This is a genomic window from Haloferula luteola (genome assembly GCF_014201715.1).
Lineage (GTDB): Bacteria > Verrucomicrobiota > Verrucomicrobiia > Verrucomicrobiales > Akkermansiaceae > Haloferula > Haloferula luteola.
In genome coordinates this window covers 149947-168971 of the sequence record NZ_JACHFD010000005.1, presented here as the reverse complement: position 1 = coordinate 168971, position 19025 = coordinate 149947, and the positions used below count along the sequence as shown (strand labels likewise).

The 19025-nt window shown below is 60.6% G+C and carries 15 protein-coding genes; 13 read left to right on the top strand and 2 right to left on the bottom strand.

The features are described from left to right. The first annotated feature begins 15 nt into the window (after positions 1-15). From HNR46_RS06825 to HNR46_RS06780, 10 genes are all read left to right on the top strand, one after another. Positions 16-864 (top strand): SMP-30/gluconolactonase/LRE family protein, encoded by an 849-nt coding sequence (locus tag HNR46_RS06825; RefSeq protein WP_184017126.1) that lies wholly within the window; start codon positions 16-18, stop codon positions 862-864. Positions 865-983: 119 nt separating this feature from the next. Next, positions 984-2741, top strand: coding sequence for a potassium transporter TrkG (locus tag HNR46_RS06820; protein ID WP_184017124.1), 1758 nt, complete (start codon positions 984-986; stop codon positions 2739-2741). A gap of 7 nt (positions 2742-2748) precedes the next feature. Further along, complete coding sequence (locus tag HNR46_RS06815; RefSeq protein ID WP_184017122.1) at positions 2749-3438, top strand: potassium channel family protein; 690 nt, start codon at positions 2749-2751, stop codon at positions 3436-3438. Between the two features lie 42 nt (positions 3439-3480). After that, positions 3481-4638, top strand: a complete 1158-nt coding sequence (locus tag HNR46_RS21350) for a glycosyltransferase (protein WP_184017120.1) — start codon at positions 3481-3483, stop codon at positions 4636-4638. Between the two features lie 20 nt (positions 4639-4658). Next, positions 4659-5939: a DUF3142 domain-containing protein gene (locus tag HNR46_RS06805; protein WP_184017118.1), complete on the top strand. Its 1281-nt coding sequence runs from the start codon at positions 4659-4661 to the stop codon at positions 5937-5939. Continuing rightward, on the top strand, positions 5915-9220 hold the full coding sequence (locus HNR46_RS06800; protein WP_184017116.1) for a hypothetical protein: 3306 nt from the start codon (positions 5915-5917) through the stop codon (positions 9218-9220). Before HNR46_RS06805 ends, HNR46_RS06800 begins: the two co-directional genes overlap by 25 nt. 7 nt (positions 9221-9227) lie before the next feature. Then, complete coding sequence (locus tag HNR46_RS06795; protein WP_184017114.1) at positions 9228-9674, top strand: hypothetical protein; 447 nt, start codon at positions 9228-9230, stop codon at positions 9672-9674. A 242-nt stretch (positions 9675-9916) separates the two neighbouring features. After that, positions 9917-12304 (top strand): ribonuclease R family protein, encoded by a 2388-nt coding sequence (locus tag HNR46_RS06790; protein WP_184017112.1) that lies wholly within the window; start codon positions 9917-9919, stop codon positions 12302-12304. Between the two features lie 67 nt (positions 12305-12371). After that, a complete protein-coding gene (locus HNR46_RS06785; RefSeq protein ID WP_184017110.1) occupies positions 12372-13172 on the top strand; it encodes an FKBP-type peptidyl-prolyl cis-trans isomerase N-terminal domain-containing protein in 801 nt (266 codons plus the stop codon). Between the two features lie 15 nt (positions 13173-13187). Next, entirely contained in the window at positions 13188-13892 is a 705-nt protein-coding gene (locus HNR46_RS06780; protein WP_184017108.1) for a metal-dependent hydrolase, read from the top strand. Positions 13893-14256: 364 nt separating this feature from the next. Here HNR46_RS06780 and HNR46_RS06775 read toward each other — a convergent pair whose 3' ends face one another. Then, positions 14257-14853 (bottom strand): polysaccharide biosynthesis/export family protein, encoded by a 597-nt coding sequence (locus tag HNR46_RS06775; protein WP_184017106.1) that lies wholly within the window; start codon positions 14851-14853, stop codon positions 14257-14259. Between the two features lie 122 nt (positions 14854-14975). Between HNR46_RS06775 and HNR46_RS06770 the strand changes: the two genes are divergently transcribed. Both HNR46_RS06770 and HNR46_RS06765 read left to right on the top strand, forming a co-directional pair. Further along, the gene (locus HNR46_RS06770; RefSeq protein ID WP_184017104.1) at positions 14976-15950 is read left to right on the top strand and encodes an alpha/beta fold hydrolase; all 975 of its coding nucleotides are present in this window, start codon (positions 14976-14978) and stop codon (positions 15948-15950) included. Continuing rightward, a complete protein-coding gene (locus HNR46_RS06765) occupies positions 15950-17134 on the top strand; it encodes a BaiN/RdsA family NAD(P)/FAD-dependent oxidoreductase (RefSeq protein WP_184017102.1) in 1185 nt (394 codons plus the stop codon). The genes HNR46_RS06770 and HNR46_RS06765 overlap by 1 nt, the downstream gene beginning before the upstream one ends. 6 nt (positions 17135-17140) lie before the next feature. Here HNR46_RS06765 and HNR46_RS06760 read toward each other — a convergent pair whose 3' ends face one another. Continuing rightward, entirely contained in the window at positions 17141-17725 is a 585-nt protein-coding gene (locus HNR46_RS06760; protein ID WP_184017100.1) for a hypothetical protein, read from the bottom strand. 114 nt (positions 17726-17839) lie between these two features. On the opposite strand from HNR46_RS06760, the gene HNR46_RS06755 reads away from it, so the two are divergent. Next, a complete protein-coding gene (locus HNR46_RS06755) occupies positions 17840-18994 on the top strand; it encodes a class I SAM-dependent methyltransferase (RefSeq protein ID WP_184017098.1) in 1155 nt (384 codons plus the stop codon). The last annotated feature ends 31 nt before the right edge of the window (positions 18995-19025 follow it).

Here is a 19025-nt window from a genome sequence, read left to right as displayed (position 1 = left end):
CTTTTCTCCGGCATCATGACCATCGAACCCGCCGGCACCATCCACTCCCAATGGGGCGAAGGAGCCCTCTGGCATCAGGATTCCCTCTACTACGTCGATATCGAGGGCCAGCAGGTCCACCGCTTTCAACCCGCCACCGGACAGGAAACATCGTGGCAGATCGGTGAACGCGTCGGCACCGTCGTCGTTCGCGACTCCGGCGGCCTCCTCATCGCCGGCGACCATGGATTTCACTTTCTCGATCCCGCAACCGGAGGCCTGAGCCCTCTCTCCGATCCCGAACCGGACAAACCCGATAACCGGTTCAACGATGGCAAATGCTCCCCCGATGGACGCTTCTTCGCAGGCACCATCAGCCTGGTCAAAAAGACCGGCGATGCCCGCCTCTATCGGCTCGATCCCGACCTCTCCGTCCACGAAGTTTTCGGTCCTGTCACCAACTCAAACGGCATCATCTGGAGCCCAGACGGAAAGACCTGCTACTACATCGACACCCCTCGCAAGGAAGTCCTTGCCTTCGATTATGCTGACGGCCACCTCTCCAACCTCCGAGGGGTTGTCGACACCTCCGCCATCGACGCCTCTCCCGATGGCATGACCCTCGATGCCGACGGCAACCTCTGGATCGCCTTCTGCCACGGGGCCTGCGTCGTCTGCTACTCCCCAGTCACCGGCGAAACCCTTCACCGAATCGACCTCCCCTGCCTCGAAACCACCTCCTGCGCCTTCGGTGGACCGGACTTGAGCGACCTCTACGTCACCACCGGAGTGCACAAAACCGAAGTCGAAGAACTCGCAGGCCGATTGCTCGTCATCAAGGGCCTAGGAGTCCACGGGCTTCCTTCGCACACCTTCGCAGGCTGACCTGCTCCCTTCACCCACCCCGCCGTCCACTACAAAACGGCGGGGTCCATGCCCGTTGACGCCCTTAGGGTCGCCGATTAGGCTCCTCGCCACCTTGCCGACGGCGAGGCCCCTTCCTTGTGACAGTTTCGCCCCGCACGGTCCGCATCCTGAACTTCACCGCGCTTGCCTTTGGCATCGCCATCTGCGGACTCCTCATCCACGAAATCGGCTGGGACATCGAACCCGCGATTCGCCGCAGAAATACCGTCCTTACCGGTCTGCTCGCGGTGGGCATTCTCGCCACCGAACTCCTACGGCTGATCGGCGCCCGCACCGAACGTCGCAAATGGCGCAGTCGCCTCACCTTCCTCGCCATTCCCTTCATCGCGCTTCTGGAAGCCTCGTTCAGCGAATGGCTCCGGGATATCGGCCCCCAAGGGTCTCTGATTCGCGCATCCGGACTCCTCCTTCTCGCCATCAGCCAACTCACCTTGGTCGGCGATACCCTCCTGCGCGCTGTCCGCCTGACCAGCGAAGGCCGGCTGCGCAAGATCCCGCCCGCTCTGCTCGTGTTTGGCACCTTCGTGCTGGCCATCTTCGGCGGTGCCGGACTGCTGATGACCCCCGCCGCCACCACGCACGGCATTGGCTTCCTCGACGCCCTCTTCACCAGCACCAGCGCCGTCTGCGTGACCGGACTTGCCACGCTCGACACCTCTGCCGATTTCACCTTCACCGGCCAAGCCATCATCCTCGGGCTCATTCAAATCGGCGGTTTGGGAGTGATGACCCTCGCCTATTTCCTCACCCTCATGACGGGTCAGGGGATCGGTCTGCGTGATCGCGCCCTGCTCGGCGAAATCCTTTCCGAATCCAACATCCACCAGGTAGGCCGCGTCGTCTCACGCATCGTCAGCATCACCCTCCTTTCCGAAGCACTCGGCGCAGGGCTGATCTACCTGTGCTGGAGGGGTGAAAGCACCCTGCAACGGCCCTTTTGGGAAGCGGCCTTCCATTCGGTCTCCGCCTTCTGCAACGCTGGTTTTTCGACCCTCCCCGGAGGACTCATGCATCCCGCCGCGGTCACCGATTACGGAGCTCAGGCCGTCATCATGATTCTCATCATCATGGGTGGGCTCGGCTTTGTGGTCGCCGGACAACTTCACCTGCTCATCCTTTCCCCCGCTAAGCGGATGTTGCTGCAACCCTGGGCGAAATGCCGGCATCCACGCCACCGCGTTCCCGTTCACGTTCGCCTCGTCCTCATCACCACCGCCGCTCTCCTGCTCGGCGGCACTCTGGGTTTCGCCCTCCTCGATCCTGCCGCGGAGGCACCTGCGGGCCGGATATGGACCGCCCTCTTCAATAGCGTCACCGCCCGCACGGCAGGATTCAATGTCTCCGACATGGCCGCTTTGCCTGCCGCCGCCGTCGTTCTCATGTGCTTCCTGATGATCATCGGCGGCAGCCCAGGAGGCACCGCTGGCGGCGTGCGCACCACCACCTTTGCCCTCGCCATGCTCGAACTGCAACGCCTCCTCCGCGGCCGCTGCGACGTCCATTTCGGAGGCCGGCGGATTCCTCGGGCGGTTCTCGATCGTTGCCACGTCACCCTCTTTCTCTCCTTCCTCTGGATTGTCGTTTCCGCCCTCGCCATCAGCGCCTCGCAACCCAACATGGCGCTCGATGACGTTCTCTTCGAATGCGTCAGCGCATTCGCCACCGTGGGCCTCAGCCGCGGCATCACTCCGGAGCTCAACGAGTTTTCCAAACTCGTCATCATCCTCTCGATGCTCATCGGAAGGATCGGCATCCTCACCTTTGCTCTGACTCTAGCAGGCAGCCCGCGCCCGCAACACTTCCGCTACCCGGAGGCTCGCCTCCCCTTGAACTGACCCCGCCATGAGAATCGCTATCATCGGACTCGGAAAATTTGGCTCCGCCCTCGTCCGCGAACTCGCCGCCATGGATCATGAGATCCTCGCCGTGGATCTCCGCGAAGAACTCGTCGACCGCATCAAAGCGGCCGCCACCTACGCCGTCGTGGCCGATGCCTCCAGCAAGGAAGTCATCGACGAACTCTCTCTCTCATCCATGGACCTCATCGTCGTGGCCATCGGCAAAGGATTCGAAGCCAGCATGATGGTCACCACCCGCTTGCGCCAGATCCAGGGCCCACGTCTCTTCGTCCGCTCCATTTCCGACCTGCACCACCAGCTTCTCGAAATGACCGGCGTTGACGAAGCCATCCGCGTCGAGAGTCTCGCCGCCGTCAACTTCGCCCATCGTCTCAATCACCTCGAATACATTCGCCATATCATCATCGACGATGTCCATGCCGTCGCTGAAATCCGGGTCCCTGAAGAATACATCGGCCGCACCCTGGGCGAAGTCGCCTTGCGTTCAAAGCACCGACTCAACCTCATCACGATCCTTTCCCGGTCTGGTCAGGAAAAAAGCCGACGCGCCCTTGAATCCATCCCCACACCCGAACATGAATTCAAACGAGGCGACGTCCTGGTCCTCTATGGACACGAACGAGATCTCAACGAATTCACCGCCACCTACGGGGATTCCGAACGCAAGAAATGACCTTCCCGCCTCCGTAGGAGTGATGTAATTCCTCGTGCACTGGTGAGGCTCCTCTTCTACAACGACCGCCCTGTTTTCGGAGGCCATGAGGCCATGACACTCCACGGCCTCGAAGCCCTCCTCGAGGACGGTCGCTGGCAGCTCCACTTCATTGCCTCCGAGGAAAACACCACCCTCCTCAAGCACCTAGCCGACCTCGCCCGGCGCTACCCGCAACTCACTTTCGAAGAAACCGACGAACAGCCGACGACCTTCGAAGCCGCCCGCCATTTTATCTGCCGTGGGCGCATTTCCGACCTCGCCACCACCATCGAACGCCACGCCCCCGATGCCGTGGTTTCCGTTCAGGGGGGGCTAGAACTCTCCTCGCTGGGCATCCTCGCCGCACGCCGTGCCGGAGTGAAAGCCATCAGCTATCTGGCCATGCCCCACACTTACAAAACCACCGGGGCTCGCCTTGCCAGTGTCCTCGATCGTTTGACCCCTTCCCTCATCGGCATGCCTCATGCCTACATCACCCTCTCGGATGAAATGGCGGCCCTGCTGCGCGAGCGCGGCGCCACCGTCCCAGTCGAAGTCCTTTACCCCGGGATCGACACCGCCCTTTTCCATCCGGGAGATCAGCAAACCGCGCGCCGGGCTCTTTCTTTGCCCTTGGAGACCCCCGTTTTCGCCTGTGTCGGCCGCATCGATTTTCATCAAAAGCAACAGGACCGCCTGCTGCGCGCTCTGGCCCGTCCTGCCCTTGCCGACTGCCACCTCGTTTTCGCCGGCGATGGTCCTGATTCCGCGACTCTTGATGAAATGATTCAAGCTAGGGGCCTCGCCTCCCGAGTGCGCCGTTGGCCCTGGGCAGACACAGCCCAGCTCTACCGTGCCGCCGATGCCGTCGTTATCCCTTCCCGCTACGAAGGCGTTCCTCTCGTCATGCTTGAAGCCCTCGCTTGCGGGGTCCCCGTCTTGGGCACCGATCGCGATGGCATGCGCGATATCCTACCGGAGAATTTCCGCATCGATGCCAGCTCCAGCCTCGCCCTTTCCCGCGAACTCAGAGGCTTCCTCGATGGGCCCCGCCAAGCCCCCCCTGCCGAGCTTTGCCAAGCCATTCGCACCAAGATGAGCCTTGAGGCCTTTCGTCATCGCTTCCGCGAAATCCTTGATCAGCTCATCACCGGATCAAGCTTCTCCCCCGTAGGATAACCCCCTAAGCTTGTCCCTCTATGGGGCGCCTCCTTCTCATCCTTCTGGCTCGCACCACCGTCGCGGTCGCAGCGGGATGGGATACCTCCTTCTGGGTTTGGAATCACCCCCAGCCGCTGTCGTCCTCGGATCGAAGCGAACTCACCAGTTGCGGGCAGCCCACACTCTACTGGCAAGCCGCTGAAGTCACTCGCCGCTCCGGCTGGCAAGATCGAAGACCTCCCACGACTCCCGGCGACTCCTCGATTCCTGTCATTCGATTCGAGCCCGCACTGGAAATGCTGGATCACCCCCGCGGCATCGCCGCCCTTCCCTCATTTTGGGAAACCGCCCCCCCCTGCATCCAGATCGATTTCGATTGTCCCGCCTCGCGCCTCGCCGATTACGCCGCCGCATTGCGTCGCCTGCGCCAACAACTCGGCACCACCCGACTCTCCATCACCGCCCTGGCGTCGTGGATCGAATCTCCCGATTTTCGCGAACTCGCTGAGGCCGTGGATGAGCTCGTCCCCATGTTCTACGATCTGCACCCGGACCCCCCAGCGGCCGTCCGAGCCGGTCGATTTGAACCCATGGTCAGCCAAAAAACGCTCCGCTGGATTCGCCGTTGGAAATCCTGCCCACGGCCATGGCGCGCAGGTCTCCCAAACTTCCAGCGGCTCACCCTGTTTCACCCCGATGGCACCTTGTCCGGGCATCTCCCTTCCTTCCAACCTGCCTGGCTCGACTCGCACCCCGGACTCCGCCTCGCCGACCCCACCCCCGCCCGCTACGAAATCACCTCCTCAACCAGCCTCGCCCGCCGGGCACTCATCCCCGGTGAGATCCTCCTCTGGCGTCAACCTGACGAATCCCTCGCCCGCCAAGCCGCAGAAACCGCACGCCGAGCAGGTGCCGCTGGCGTTCTTTGGTTCGCCCATCCCGCTTCTGCTCCCACCCCTTGGCGGTCCGTGTCCCACCTCGTTCACCTTGCAGAATCTCCCCGTCCAAAGCTCGAACTGACCCTCCTTCCCCAGGGTCGAATTCGCCTCTCCAACGGGGGCAAAGGCGACCTCCCCCTGCGCACCGGGGCCCAACCTTGGACGCTCACCCTCACCAGCCAGCCCGGCGATTTCGCGGAACTTCAAACCGGCGATTTCTCCAGCCTCGGGGAATCAGATGCTTCACTGCTTCACCCTGAATTTTCCGCGACAATCTCCCTGCGTTTTCATCAACTGCCTGCCTCGCAATCCCTCACGACCGGCGAAGGTTTTTTCACTGCCAACACCCCACCTTCATGGAATCTCGCACCCGCACCCTGATCGCTCGCTGGCTCTTTCTCACGCCATGGCTGCTCGCTTGCGGACCGTTCTTCTACCAAGCACCACCCCCACTCGACGCCTACTTCGATCGCCTTCCGGGAAAACGCTGGGACCAACTCACCGACGAAGTTTTGCCCCCCAACACGGAGACCTCCGAAATCCTCCGTACCGAAGCACTCGATCGCTTCCAACATCTCTCGGCCAACGACACCGTCGCCGCTCTGGAGACCCTCGCCGCGCGCAATCGCAACCTCTCCCGAATGGACATCCTCTTGGCCAATGTGCTCCTCGAAGCCCGCGAACTCGCGCCGACTCATCCACCTGGAGCCGCCGACTACTTGATCTCGCGCCTCGATCCGCTCAAAAATTCGCCCCTTCCCCCCGAACCTTTTCAGAGCTGGAGAGAAACCGAGGAAGAATTCCAAGCCCGACACCGCCAGTGGGAATCGGACACCTCCCAGCGAATTCGAGAATCGGGAAAAGCCATGGGACTCGCCCCTCCCGACCTCGCTCCCTACCTGCAAATTCGTCACGCGGTCCTCCTCACAGAACTCCAGCGTTTTGAACCCGCGCACCTCCTCTACCAAGGCATCATTTCCTCAAACCCAAACCACCCTCGAGCGGAAGTTGCCCGCTTCATGTTGGGACGCCTTGGGATCACTGAAGCTCGCCTCTTGAAGAATGACCCGGAACGACGGAATCAGGCACTCACCCATGCCCGCGATCACCTCACAACCTACCTCGCGGATTACCCCCAGGGCCGCTTCGTTGGCGATGTGCACGGGTGGTTGGGCGCCGTGGAACTCGCCGAGGGGAAAACCAGAGAAGCCATCCATCAACAACTCCTCCGCCTATCGCTGCAACCCACCCGCGAGGCCACACTTTCCGTTCTCAGAGAGTGCGATCAACTTTTCGCCGACCTCATTTCCGAAGCCGCCGAAAACGACCTCACCAGCGAGTTCCGATACTACCTCGACGAACCTGACTTCCAGCAAATTGCCGCCCATCCTCTCGTCACCCGCTTGCTCCTCTACCACTGCCTCGATCCCGCCTATCAGGTGATCCTCCCCCTTCCCTATGACAACACCTCCGGGGACCGCCGTACTTTACGCTTCCTCTCAAACAAGATCATTCGAGCCACCCCTTACACTACCCATCTGCTCGCCCACCTCGCTTCGGCCGTCACTTCCCAACCCCAAGCGGCCACCGATCCCACATCGTTGCTCATCCTCGGCTGGTCCGCCCTGCGTGAAGAGCAGACCCCACAAGCCCTTGTCCTCTTCGATCGTGCTCTAAAGGCGGGTCCCACGGACGAACTGTTGCACGCACGCGCAGTCACCCTCGATCGACTGGGTCGCTACGCCGAAGCCGCCGATGCCTTTGCTCAGCTCGAAATTCAAGCACCTGAAAGCCCTCTCACCGGACCGTCACAATTCGATCACGCCATCGCTCTCTTTCGTGCCCAGCGTTCTGGAGAGGCCCTCCTCCGCCTATGGGAAATCGAAGGGCACTTCTCACCGGATACTCGACCTGTTCCATTTCTGCCCGAGAACGTCATCTCTCAATGGGTCGATTCCATCGCTCAGTTTGCTCCCCTCGATGAATTGGAAGACCCCCTCCAACAACTTTCGGCGGACCACCCCGCCACCACCGAGCTGCGAAGAATCATCCGTCTGCGTGCTCTCGCGGACGAGGATTTCGAACGAGCCCGGCGCCACCTTGATCCTCCCCTCCCCGCTGTCGAGCCGATCTCACGGTGGACCAACCGATGGAGAGCCGATGACTTCATCCCCATGGATGAAACTCGGTGGGCCCAGGAGATCACCCCCTTGGCTGAACTCACAGCCCAAGCGTCCAGCCCAGCAGATCATCTCGAACTCGCCCGTCGCTGGGTTGCCGCCCGTGGCCGGGTCACGCTGCCACTCAACGAATGGATCGACTACAGCAACAGCGAGGGCCCCAAACTCGACCTCCTCCGGCGGCGCAATGGACGCGTGCTGAACCTTCCCGACACCACCGTCGTGGCGCACCTCGACAAGCTCGATGAACTCACCCACGCCCTCCGCCATTTCCTCCTCGCCGCCCCATCGTCCGATCCCGACATCGCCGCGCCCGCCCTGGAAGAAGCCAACGAAACCCTCCGCGCCCTCTCCGAATTCTCTCTCTACCGCGGATCCCGTGCCGTCGAAACCGACGCTGACGCCCTTTCCGCCGACCTCGTCGACCAACTTCACACACGTTTTCCCCATCGCCCCGAAGCCCTTCGCGCTCTCCCCCAGGTCTTCCTCCCTCCACTAACGTTATCCGATTGGATGCCCGGAGACTACAATCGCGCTAACTCCGCACTCGCGCTCAACGCCACGTTGACCTCCCTCCACTCATCCGATTCAGCTTCCGATTCCGACCTCAAAGCAGAAACCGCCACACGCCTCCACAACGCCATCCGCGCCCTTGCCCGTCGTCCTCTGAAACTCTTCCAAATTCGCGACCAGCTCGACCACCTCGCCAACGAATTCGTGGTCGCCCGCCCCCACCTGTTCCCGGAAGACATCAACACCATCGGAGACCATATCCGCGACCTCACCGTGGCAGCACATCTCCCGGGCGTGGACCCAGACTCGTTCCATATCTACGCCGAATCCCGTATTACATCCAGCCCACCCCCGGATCTCCCAGAAATCTTCGCTCCCATGGTCGAGTTCAATCAGCTCGCTGTCCAAACCAACACCACCACCAACTGGCAAGCCTACTTGGACACTTTCCCCAGCAGCCCCAAGGCGGATGCGGTTCGCCTCCGCATTCTCCGCAAGCAAGTCCGAGATTACGCTCCTGTGCCTTCCATCGAGCCGTTCCAATTCCCCGACGCGCCCATCCCCGGAGGATACAAGCGGGCAGTAATGCCTCCATCCCAGACCGGAACAGAGCCTTCGAGTTTGTTAGCCGCCATCGAGCTCTATCAGAAAGATTTCCCAGACACACCGTACTTGGCAGATCTCTCGCTCCTCAAAGCCGCCGTCCAGCTTCGTCAAGGACAGGTGGATTCCTCGCTCCCAGTGCTCGCCCGCATCATTAACGACCCCTCCCACGCCGAATTGAGAACCGAGGCCGGCCTCTACTTCGCATGGATCGCCCAGGATCTGCTCGAAGCCGATCGCCGCCAGCCCATCGTCACCGCCCTCCGCCAACACCCACAGGCACTTAAGATCGTCACCCAGCTTGCCCTCGGCGATACCTTTCTCTTCCGTCTCCGCCCTCTCCTGCCCGCCCTCCAAGCTCCCTAAGTCAACCATGTCCGTCGCCGAACCCCACAAGGAGCTCCGATTTACCCGCGCACGCCAAGCCGCCGTGTTTTTTCTCGCGGCAGGCGTCGCTCTTTCTTCCGCGGTCACTCTCGTCGCGATCGCCATCTTCCGCGGTTCCCCCCATCCAGCATGGGCCGCGTTGCCTTGCGCCTTGGCCATCGGGCTGATCCGTCTCGCACTCCACTGCGCCCGCCACGCCTATCTCATCCTCACCCCAATTGGGATCGAGATCTTTCCCCTCATCCGCCCCGCTTCCGGCATGCAAGTGGTCGCGTGGAGCGAGATCATCGCCATCGACATCGAAGACGAGGATCACTTGACACTCCACTTCAACTCCGAACGCACCGCGGGCATCCACCTCACACTCTCCCCCATTTCTCACCAAGTGCGACCATTGCTGATCCGCGCTCTCGAAGGCCGCGCCCACCGATGACCTTCGACATGCGAGAACGAAACCTTGCATTTCGCTGAAAAATCGCCATCTTCCCGCCGTCGGCTCAATTTTACCGACCCCGGACCCGGCCGGTTTTTCCCGGTTATCTCCCCGACGGCGCCGCCTTCTTTTGGAAGAAACCGCCCACGGAGGATCCCATGATTGCTCTGTCCCGGGCATGCAGCACCTCAATTCCGTGCTTGCGGCCGCAGGATTCCGCAGTCTCCTATCCTAACGAATCCATGTCTCGTACCCAACTCCGCGACCGCATTGTTGAAATCCTGCGGTCGCCCGGCGCCCGCCCGATGAACAAGTCGGAACTGATCCGCGCCCTCGAACTCCCCGCCAGCGCCCGTCCTTTGCTTCGCAAGGAACTCGCCGCACTCGAAAATCAGGGGAAAATTGCCGCAGGCAAAAAAGGCCGCTACGAACTTTCTAGCGCCCAACCTGACCAGCTCCGCGGCTCCATCAAATTCACACCCAAAGGCCATGCCTGGTTTTTCCCCGACGCTGGCGATCCCGATAACCTCGCCACGGGACACGACCTCGAAGAACTTTCTCGAGTTCACGTCCCCCGGAGAGATACCGGTACCGCCCTCGATGGCGACCGCGTTCTGGTTACCGTGCTCCGCCCCAAGATCAGCCCCCGCGATTTTCGACGCCAGCGCCGCTCCCCTGAGCCTGAAACCGAACCCGAATGGCGAGCACGCGTCGAAAAAGTCCTCACCCGCCGTTCCGGTAAGCTCGTCGGCATTTTCCGGCAAAAAGCCAAACTGGGGTGGATCGAATGCGACGACCCCGCCATCAACGGCAACGTCGAACTGATCGGCGATACCACCGCACGGCCGGGGCAACTGGTGGTTGCCCGAGTCGAACAATGGCAAAACGACACCCCATACGCCCGCATCATCGAAGTCCTCGGCTGGCCTGACGACGCAGGCGTCGATATCTTGGCGATCATTCACAAAAACGGCATCCGCCAATCCTTTCCTGACGATGTCCTCGCAGAGGCTCGGGCCTTCGGCGATGAGGTCGACCCTGCCGAAACCACCCATCGCGAAGATTGGCGCAATCGTCTGGTCATCACGATCGATCCAGCCGACGCGAAAGACCACGACGATGCCATCTGGGTCGAGAAAACGGAGAACGGTTGGCAACTCGCCGTCCACATCGCTGATGTTTCCCACTACGTGAAGCCTCGTACCGAGCTCGACAAAGAAGCCGCTGAACGCGGCAACTCAACCTACCTTGTCGATCGGGTCATTCCGATGTTGCCTGTCGAACTGTCCAACGGTCTCTGCTCCCTCAAGCCCGATGTCGACCGCTTCACCAAATGCGCCGTTCTGGAGATCAATCGCCAAGGCAAGGTCATCGGCTCCCGCTTTTGCAATGCCATCATCCATTCCCAAGCCAAGCTGTCCTACGAACAAGCCCAGACGATCTTAGACGGAGGCAAGGCACCGAAAGGTTCCGTCAAAGGCCTCGCCCCCATGGTTCGCGAAGCTTGGGCCATGGCCTCAAAAATGCGCTCCCGCCGCTTCGCCGAAGGAGCACTCGATCTTGAAATGCCCGAGATTCGGGTCCGTCTCGATGACCAAGGCAAGGCAACTCGGATCGAAAATGTCATCCACACCGAAAGCCATCAACTCATCGAGGAATGCATGCTCGCGGCCAACGAATCGGTCGCACGCATCCTGAAAATTCGCCAGAAGCCGACCATCTATCGAATCCACGAAGAGCCGGACTCCGGACGTCTCCTTGACTACGGTGAAACAGCCAAAGCTTTCGGTTACAGCTTCGGCGACCTCACCAACAAAGATCACATCCAGAAGCTTCTCGATGCAGCGAAAGGTCAGCCCGACGAACACGCCATCAAGATTGGTTTGCTCAAGTCTCTCAAACGGGCCGCCTATTCGCCGGATCCCCTCGGACACTACGGTTTGTCGAAGACCGACTACTGCCACTTCACATCACCGATCCGCCGATACGCCGACCTCGTCGTCCATCGTTCTCTCCAACCCTTTCTCGATAACCCGCCGCAACAACCCGACAAAACCCCGCGTCAAACCGAACTTCACGAGCTGGCTCGCCACATCTCCGATACCGAGCGCGCCTCCGCCGATGCCGAAAACGAATCGAAGAACCTCAAACTTCTCGAGTACCTCGAACACACCACTCAGCTCCCCGAACCCGTCCACTTCGAGGGCCTCATCACCGAGGTCCGCCCGATGGGATTGATGGTGGAAGCCACGGGAATCTCCACCCGCGGCCTAGTCAAACGCGAAGACCTGGGGCCCGGATGGACGATCGAGGCTCGCTTCGACCGCGCCGTTTCCCGCGATGGCCGTCGACTTCTCATGGGACAACGCGTCCAGCTCGAAGTCGCCCGGATCGATCGCGATCGCAAATTTGTCGATTTCCGCATCGTCGGAGAAGGCCCCGGCGAAACCACCTCAGATGCCCGCCGTCCTCGCCGCTCCACGGGCAAAGGCTTCACATCTCCCCGCGCGGAAAAATCCCACACCGAGAAATCGCCAAAAAGAGGCAAGCCCAAGAACCCCGCCAAGTCGACCGCCGGAAAGCCATCCAAAAGGCCCAAAAAGCTCAACCACAAACGCCGCCGGAAGTAATCCCTTCAGAATTCGCCGCGCATTCCCCATTCGACAAAAACCCAAGCTCACCTAGCCTGCCCGGCACATGACCCAGCCTTTCCTCATCGGAACTCTCGCCTTCGGCCTCGCCTCGCTGATTCCTGTCGCCGCTCAGGAGACAGCTCCGACCCCACCGGTCGAAGCACCTGCCGCGGATCCAGCTACCGTCAAGCCGGACTCTTCCTACGCCCTGGGCTACCGAACCGGCGGTGAGTTCGGTCAACGCTACGGAAACTTCGGCATCACCCCCGATGACCTGCAAACCGAATCTTTCCTCGCCGGATTCCTTGCCGGATTCAAAGGAGAAGACCCCGCGATCTCGGAAGAAAAACTGGGGGCAGCCATGCAAGCCCTCGGCGACCTACTCCAAGGCCGCGAAAAAGAAGTCGCGGCCTCAAACCTGGAGACGGGCAAAGCCTTCCTCGCTGAGAATGCCAAAAAAGATGGCATCAAAACCACCGAAAGCGGTCTCCAATATCAGGTTCTCGAACCCGGAGGCGAAGAAACCTATCAGGCGCCCAAGGAAGGCGAACCCGATAAGGAATTCCTCGTGAATTACCGTGGCACTCTCATCGACGGCACCGAGTTCGATGCCTCACCCGAAGGTGAATCCGTGCCCATGACCCTTCAGGTCATTGATGGCTTCAAGGAAGCACTCCAGGCCATGCCCATCGGAGCCAAATGGCGTCTCTACATTCCCAGCGAATTGGCCTATGGCGATCAGCGCCGCAGCGCAGAAATTGGCCCCAACTCCGTGCTCATTTTCGAGGTCGAGCTGGAGAAGATCCAGGACGCCCCAGCCGCCCCCGCTGGCATGCCCTTCCAGCTTCCAGGCGCTCAAGAATGAGTTCACTCCGCCGCCATGAAATTCACCTACTACGGACACTCTTGCTTTGCCATCGAACTCCACGACGGCACTCGACTCCTTTTCGATCCATTCATCACGCCCAATGAGGCTGCATCCGGCATCGATATCGACTCCATCGATACCGATTTCATTTTGCTCACCCATGGGCATGCCGACCACGTCGCCGACGCGGAAGCCCTCCTCAAACGCACGGGAGCCACGCTGATCTCCAATTTTGAGATCGTGACATGGTTTGCCGCCAAAGGCATCGAGAACGGTCACGGAATGAATCATGGCGGCGGCCACCCCTTCCCCTTTGGTCGCGTTCAGTATGTCAACGCCATCCATTCCTCCAGTTTGCCCGATGGCACTTACGGAGGAAATCCAGGAGGCTTCGTCATCACCACCCCCGAGGGAACATTCTATGTCTCGGGGGATACGGCGCTTCATCGGGACATGAAGACCATCGGCGAATTGCATTCCCTCGCTTTCGCCGCTCTCTGCATCGGCGACAACTTCACCATGGGTCCTGAAGATGCCGCGATCGCCGCTCAATGGGTGGGTGCGAAGAAAGTCATCGGCACCCACTACGACACATTTCCGCCCATTCGGATCGACCACGAAGCGGCCAAGGGCGCGTTCGCAGAGAAAGGGGTTGAGCTCCTCCTACCAGCCATCGGCGAGACCTTGGACCTAGAGTCCCTCCCCGATCTCCCCTAGCCCGCCCCCTTTCCTCTTTCGGACTGCGGTGACACGTCACCGCTTTCCCCTCACACCTTCTCCCACCCCATCACTCTCCCCGGAGCCGACACGTCGGCTCCGCCCTCCCAGCTCCGCCCCCCTTTCCTCTTTCGGACTGCGGTGACACGTCACCGCTTTCCCCTCACACCTTCTCCCTCCCCATCACTCTCCCCGGAGCCGACACGTCGGCTCCGCCCTCCCCAGCTCCGCCCCCCCTTTCCTCTCGGACTGCGGTGACACGTCACCGCTTTCCCGTCACACCCTCTCCCACCCCATCACGCTCCCCGGAGCCGACACGTCGGCTCCGTCCCCCCAGCTCCGCCCACCCCTCCCGACGACTGGATCAGTCCCCCTTCTCTTTCAATAGCTTCGCCACCCCTTCTTTCGTCCCCTTCCACCGGTCCAACCACGCCGGTTTCTGTTCCACCTGAAGCGAATCTCCTGCCAGCAACTTCAGGTTCTTGTGAGCCAGCTGTTCAAAATCCAGGCAGTATTGCTTCCCGTCCCGGATCAACAGCACATTCCGACTAGCAAATTCCGTGCGCCCTCCCACCGCATCGATCGCCTGAATCATCGTCATTCCCTGACGGTAAGGCACCTGCGAACTACGCCGTACGTGCCCCCCCACGGAGAGCACCGCCCCTTCCGCCTCGACCGCCTTCTTTGCCACCGCCTCGATGGCTGGATTTTGATAAATCCCCGCTGTTCGATACGCCGACTCAGCGGCCCTCGCAAAAGCGATCGGACTCCTTGCCGCCGCCTCCAACGGTTTCTCCAACAACGGAAGCCGGATCATCCCCAGCTCATCCACGGTGTAATCGCCGTCCACCTCTTCGCTTCCCCCCTGAACACCCCTCAACTTGAGCGTGACGACATCCCCAGGCACCAAATCGGCTCCGGCAACCCAACCCGACAATCCACACAGTAACAACCATTTCATACGTTCGACCTTCTACCGAGAATTTTACTTTGTGTCAAAAAGCTAATGCTCATTCCGTGGATTTCTGGCACCCAGGCATTGCCCTTGCTTCGAATTCAAGGGAAGCTCCCGTCGTGATCCCCATGGGAACCCATTCTTTCCCCAACCGCCTGGCAGCCCTCGTCTTCATCGGCTTGGCCGTGCTGCTGGCGTCGTGCGCCCCCAGCTACCAATTGGTAACCGCCAATCCCAAGCAAGCGGTGAAGGAAGAAACCTTCTCCTACCGCAAGTGGCAGCGTCACGGAACGAATCCCGATGTCGTCGTGATTGCTCTTCATGGCTTCAGTGGTGCCTCCATCGATTACGAGAACCTGGCTTCCTACCTGATGCGCCATCAGCCATCCACGGCCCTCTATGCCTACGAGGTTCGCGGCCAAGGCCGAGATCCCAAAAAGGATCGCCGTGGCGACATCGACGACCCCGCCAACTGGTCCAACGACCTATTAACTTTCACCCGCCTCATCAAGAGTCGCCACCCCGACGCCACCCTTGTCTGGTTCGGTGAAAGCATGGGCAGCCTGATTCTTTCCAAAACCTATCACGACCAAATCGCAGCAGGGCATTCTCCACCTTGTGATGCCCTCGCCCTTTCCTCTCCCGTGGTCACGCTCCGCTCCGATTTCCCGACTTGGAAAAAAGAACTCGTCCGGGGGCTTTCCGTCGTCGCCCCAGCCGCTCGCATCTCCATGGACACCCTATCCGGGGGACAGGATGTTCAGATGACCGAGACCAGCTTCCATTCCGAACAGAGCGAAACGAACTCATGGAATCTGGAGACCAATACGCTGCGGCTTCTGGTGGCCCTGGGCGACCTGATCGATGAAATGCCCGCGAACGCTGAAGCCTTCCGCGAGCCCACCCTCATTCTTCACGGTGGAAAGGATTTCTTCACCACCAAGGCAGACGTCCAAGCGTTCGCCAATCACATCCCCGCCGCCACCCCCCTGACGGAGTGCTACTATCCGGAGGCCCATCACCTCCTCATGTACGACACGGACAAGGATCAGGTAATTCAGGACATTGCCCGCTGGCTCGACACTCTTCGCTCAGGATCCTGATGGCCGGCTCCCCACCCCGCATCGCCATCGTAGGCGGTGGGCCAGCAGGACTTTTCGCAGCGGAAACCGCCGCTCGAGAGGGGGCGAAGGTCTCGGTCTACGATGCAAGCCGTAGCGTCGCTCGAAAACTCCTTGTGGCAGGCTATGGCGGGCTCAACCTGACCCACGGTGAGCCTCTCGAACGCTTCATTACCCGCTATCAGGGACCCCAGCTTCCCGATGGTTTCGGGAAAATGATCACCCAGTTCCCTCCCTCCTCACTTCGCGATTGGGCCACGGATCTTGGCATCGAAACCTTCGAGCAGCGCACAGGCCGAGTCTATCCCAAGCTCATGAAGGCCGCACCCCTCGTCCGTGCTTGGCTGGCTCGACTTCGTGAGCTCGAAGTTTCCCTCAACGTTCATCATCGGCTCACGCACTTGGGCCCCGGCCCGACATTGAATTTTGAAAACGGAACGCACGAAGCCTTCAACGCCTGCATCCTTGCCCTCGGAGGCGCCTCGTGGCCCCGAACTGGATCCGATGCCCACTGGATTCCGATGCTGGAGTCTCACGGAGTCCGCGTGACACCCTTCGAGCCGGCCAATTGCGGCTGGGAAGTCGATTGGCCCGCTGATTCCATTCCCCAACTAGAAGGACTTCCGCTCAAAAACCTGGCAGCCCGTGCGGGTGCCACGGACGTTCGAGGGGAACTCATGCTCACCCGCTATGGGCTCGAAGGAGGAGCCATCTATCAGCTCGGACCCGCACTCCGATCGATGGAACTCCCCCGGCTGATCATCGACCTCAAACCCGAAGTGCCGCTCGAAGTCCTCGTGAGAAAGATGGAGAGCGTCCGCCGCGATTTTCTGGAAGCTGGCTCTCAGCGTTGGAAACTATCTCCTCAAGCCTCCGAGCTTCTCCGCCTTCACGGACCCTATTCCTCCGTGCTGCATCTCGCCCAGACCGCGAAAGCGCTTCCGATTTCCCTCACTCGGCCACGACCCATCGCCGAAGCCATTTCGTCGGCCGGTGGTGTGGCTTGGACGGAAATCGACGATCACCTCATGCTCCACCGCCTGCCCGGAGTCTTCGTGGCGGGCGAAATGATCGATTGGGAAGCTCCCACCGGAGGCTATCTGATCCAGGCCTGCTTCGCCACCGGCTTCCAAGCCGCACAAGGTGCCCTGAAGCACCTTGCTTAACCCGGATCATTCGTCGTCGGATACCAATCGGGCACTCTCGACCACCCACTTGTGATCTCGATACTGCAGCGTTCCGCGAAAATGCACCCAATCCCCGCGGGATACCTTCACCAACTTAGCCCGTTCGGCCACATCGAACAGCACCGGGATCGCCCAATGAACCGTCGTTCTCGGCTGACCCTCATCCGGCAGACGGAGATAGTCCACCATCATCCCCGCGACCAGAGATTGGGGAGATTCCGAAACATCCACCATCTGCATTCGCCACTCAACTTGTGCCCCCTTGGCCGATTCCTCGAAGGCATCGCGAGCCAAGCTGGTTAGCGTTGAATCATTCAAAAACCGCAAATAGCTCTCCAGCGACAACTCCCACGGCTGGCCATCCGGCAACTCACCCGCAGCATCGACAGGAATCTCGAGCTTCTCAGGCTCAGCCTCGCTCGCCTCCGCCTCTTTCGCCTGCTCCAATCGCTGCGTCCCCTTTTCCACCATCCGCATCATCCCGTAGATCGTCCCGGCAACCAACGCCACCAAGAGCGCGACGGAAAGCCCTGCCACCACCCAGCAACCGACCGGTTTCTTCGATTTCATACCGCGCATCCTGCAAATCCATCAGCGGATCGCCAGTATAGCTTTGAGAGCCTTTTCCACCCATCTCCGCTTTCGCACTCGGCACCGAGGCTCCTCCCGATCACGCTTCGCCACGTGCCCACCGTCTCGATCAAGACCTTCTCCTACCATCCGTCCATCTGGCCCAAGATGATCGGCGATGCTTCGCGCGACGCCAAATCCGGCGATCTCGTTGAGGTTCTCGACAAAGATGGCGCCACCTTTGGCTGGGGCTTCTACAATCCTCGGTCCAACATGCCCTTGCGGATCGTCAAACACGGCGCCGAAGCCATCGACGAAGATTTCTTCCTTCGCGCCATCCAGCGAGCCGCCGATCTACGACGCGGACTTTTCCATATCGACGAGGAAACCGATGCCTACCGCTGCATCCATGGAGATGCCGATCAACTTCCCGGACTCGTCGCCGACCGCTTTGGCGAAATCCTCTCCGTGGAGATCACCACTCTCGCCGCGTGGCGGCGCCTCGAAACGTGGATCCCAGCCCTCCACGAAGCTTTCGGCACCACCACCGCTCACATCCGGGTCGATCCTCATCTCGCCCAGGTCGAACGCATCCCAGGACACCCCCACCCCCTTTCCTCCACCCAGCTGCGTCGCGTCAAAATCCGAGAACATGGCGTCACTTTTGAAATCGACTTCGCGGAGGGTCATAAAACGGGATTTTTCTGCGACCAGCGCGACAATCGCCGCAAGCTGGCAGCTCTCGCTGCAGGCAAAACTCTGCTCGATCTTTGCTGCTACACCGGAGGGTTCAGTGTTCACGCCGCTCTGGCGGGAGCCGACGAAGTCACGGCCGTCGACCTCGACGAAAAAGCCGTGGCCATGGCCAAACGGAATGCCAATCTCAACCAAGCTCGGATCAAGTTCACCCACGCCGATGCCTTTACCTGGGCACGCACCATGGTGGAGAATGGCCGCCAGTGGGACATCGTCCTCGCCGATCCACCCAAGTTCGTCACGGGTCGCGACGACGAACGGGGCCGAGGAAAATACAATGACCTCAACCGTCTCGCCGCCCAATTGGTCAAACCCGGGGGACTTCTGGTCACCTGTTCCTGCTCCGGCATGGTCAACGAGTTCGAGTTTGAAAAACTCGTGACCACCGCCGTTCACAAGGAACAGAAGCGCCTACAAATCTTTGATCGCACGGGGGCCGGCCCAGATCATCCGACACTCTCCAACTACCCTGAGTCACGCTACCTCAAGTTGATCTGGGGGCGCATTCTCTGAAACCATCCACCCTGAACCCACCGCGGTAGGT

What these genes read in the sequence shown, in the direction of transcription:
- HNR46_RS06825 (WP_184017126.1), top strand. Translation starts at nt 16, where the DNA reads ATGACCATCGAACCCGCCGGCACCATCCACTCCCAATGGGGCGAAGGA.
- HNR46_RS06815 (WP_184017122.1), top strand. Translation starts at nt 2,749, where the DNA reads ATGAGAATCGCTATCATCGGACTCGGAAAATTTGGCTCCGCCCTCGTC.
- HNR46_RS06805 (WP_184017118.1), top strand. Translation starts at nt 4,659, where the DNA reads ATGGGGCGCCTCCTTCTCATCCTTCTGGCTCGCACCACCGTCGCGGTC.
- HNR46_RS06800 (WP_184017116.1), top strand. Translation starts at nt 5,915, where the DNA reads ATGGAATCTCGCACCCGCACCCTGATCGCTCGCTGGCTCTTTCTCACG.
- HNR46_RS06795 (WP_184017114.1), top strand. Translation starts at nt 9,228, where the DNA reads ATGTCCGTCGCCGAACCCCACAAGGAGCTCCGATTTACCCGCGCACGC.
- HNR46_RS06790 (WP_184017112.1), top strand. Translation starts at nt 9,917, where the DNA reads ATGTCTCGTACCCAACTCCGCGACCGCATTGTTGAAATCCTGCGGTCG.
- HNR46_RS06785 (WP_184017110.1), top strand. Translation starts at nt 12,372, where the DNA reads ATGACCCAGCCTTTCCTCATCGGAACTCTCGCCTTCGGCCTCGCCTCG.
- HNR46_RS06780 (WP_184017108.1), top strand. Translation starts at nt 13,188, where the DNA reads ATGAAATTCACCTACTACGGACACTCTTGCTTTGCCATCGAACTCCAC.
- HNR46_RS06775 (WP_184017106.1), bottom strand. Translation starts at nt 14,853, where the DNA reads ATGAAATGGTTGTTACTGTGTGGATTGTCGGGTTGGGTTGCCGGAGCC.
- HNR46_RS06770 (WP_184017104.1), top strand. Translation starts at nt 14,976, where the DNA reads ATGGGAACCCATTCTTTCCCCAACCGCCTGGCAGCCCTCGTCTTCATC.
- HNR46_RS06765 (WP_184017102.1), top strand. Translation starts at nt 15,950, where the DNA reads ATGGCCGGCTCCCCACCCCGCATCGCCATCGTAGGCGGTGGGCCAGCA.
- HNR46_RS06760 (WP_184017100.1), bottom strand. Translation starts at nt 17,725, where the DNA reads ATGAAATCGAAGAAACCGGTCGGTTGCTGGGTGGTGGCAGGGCTTTCC.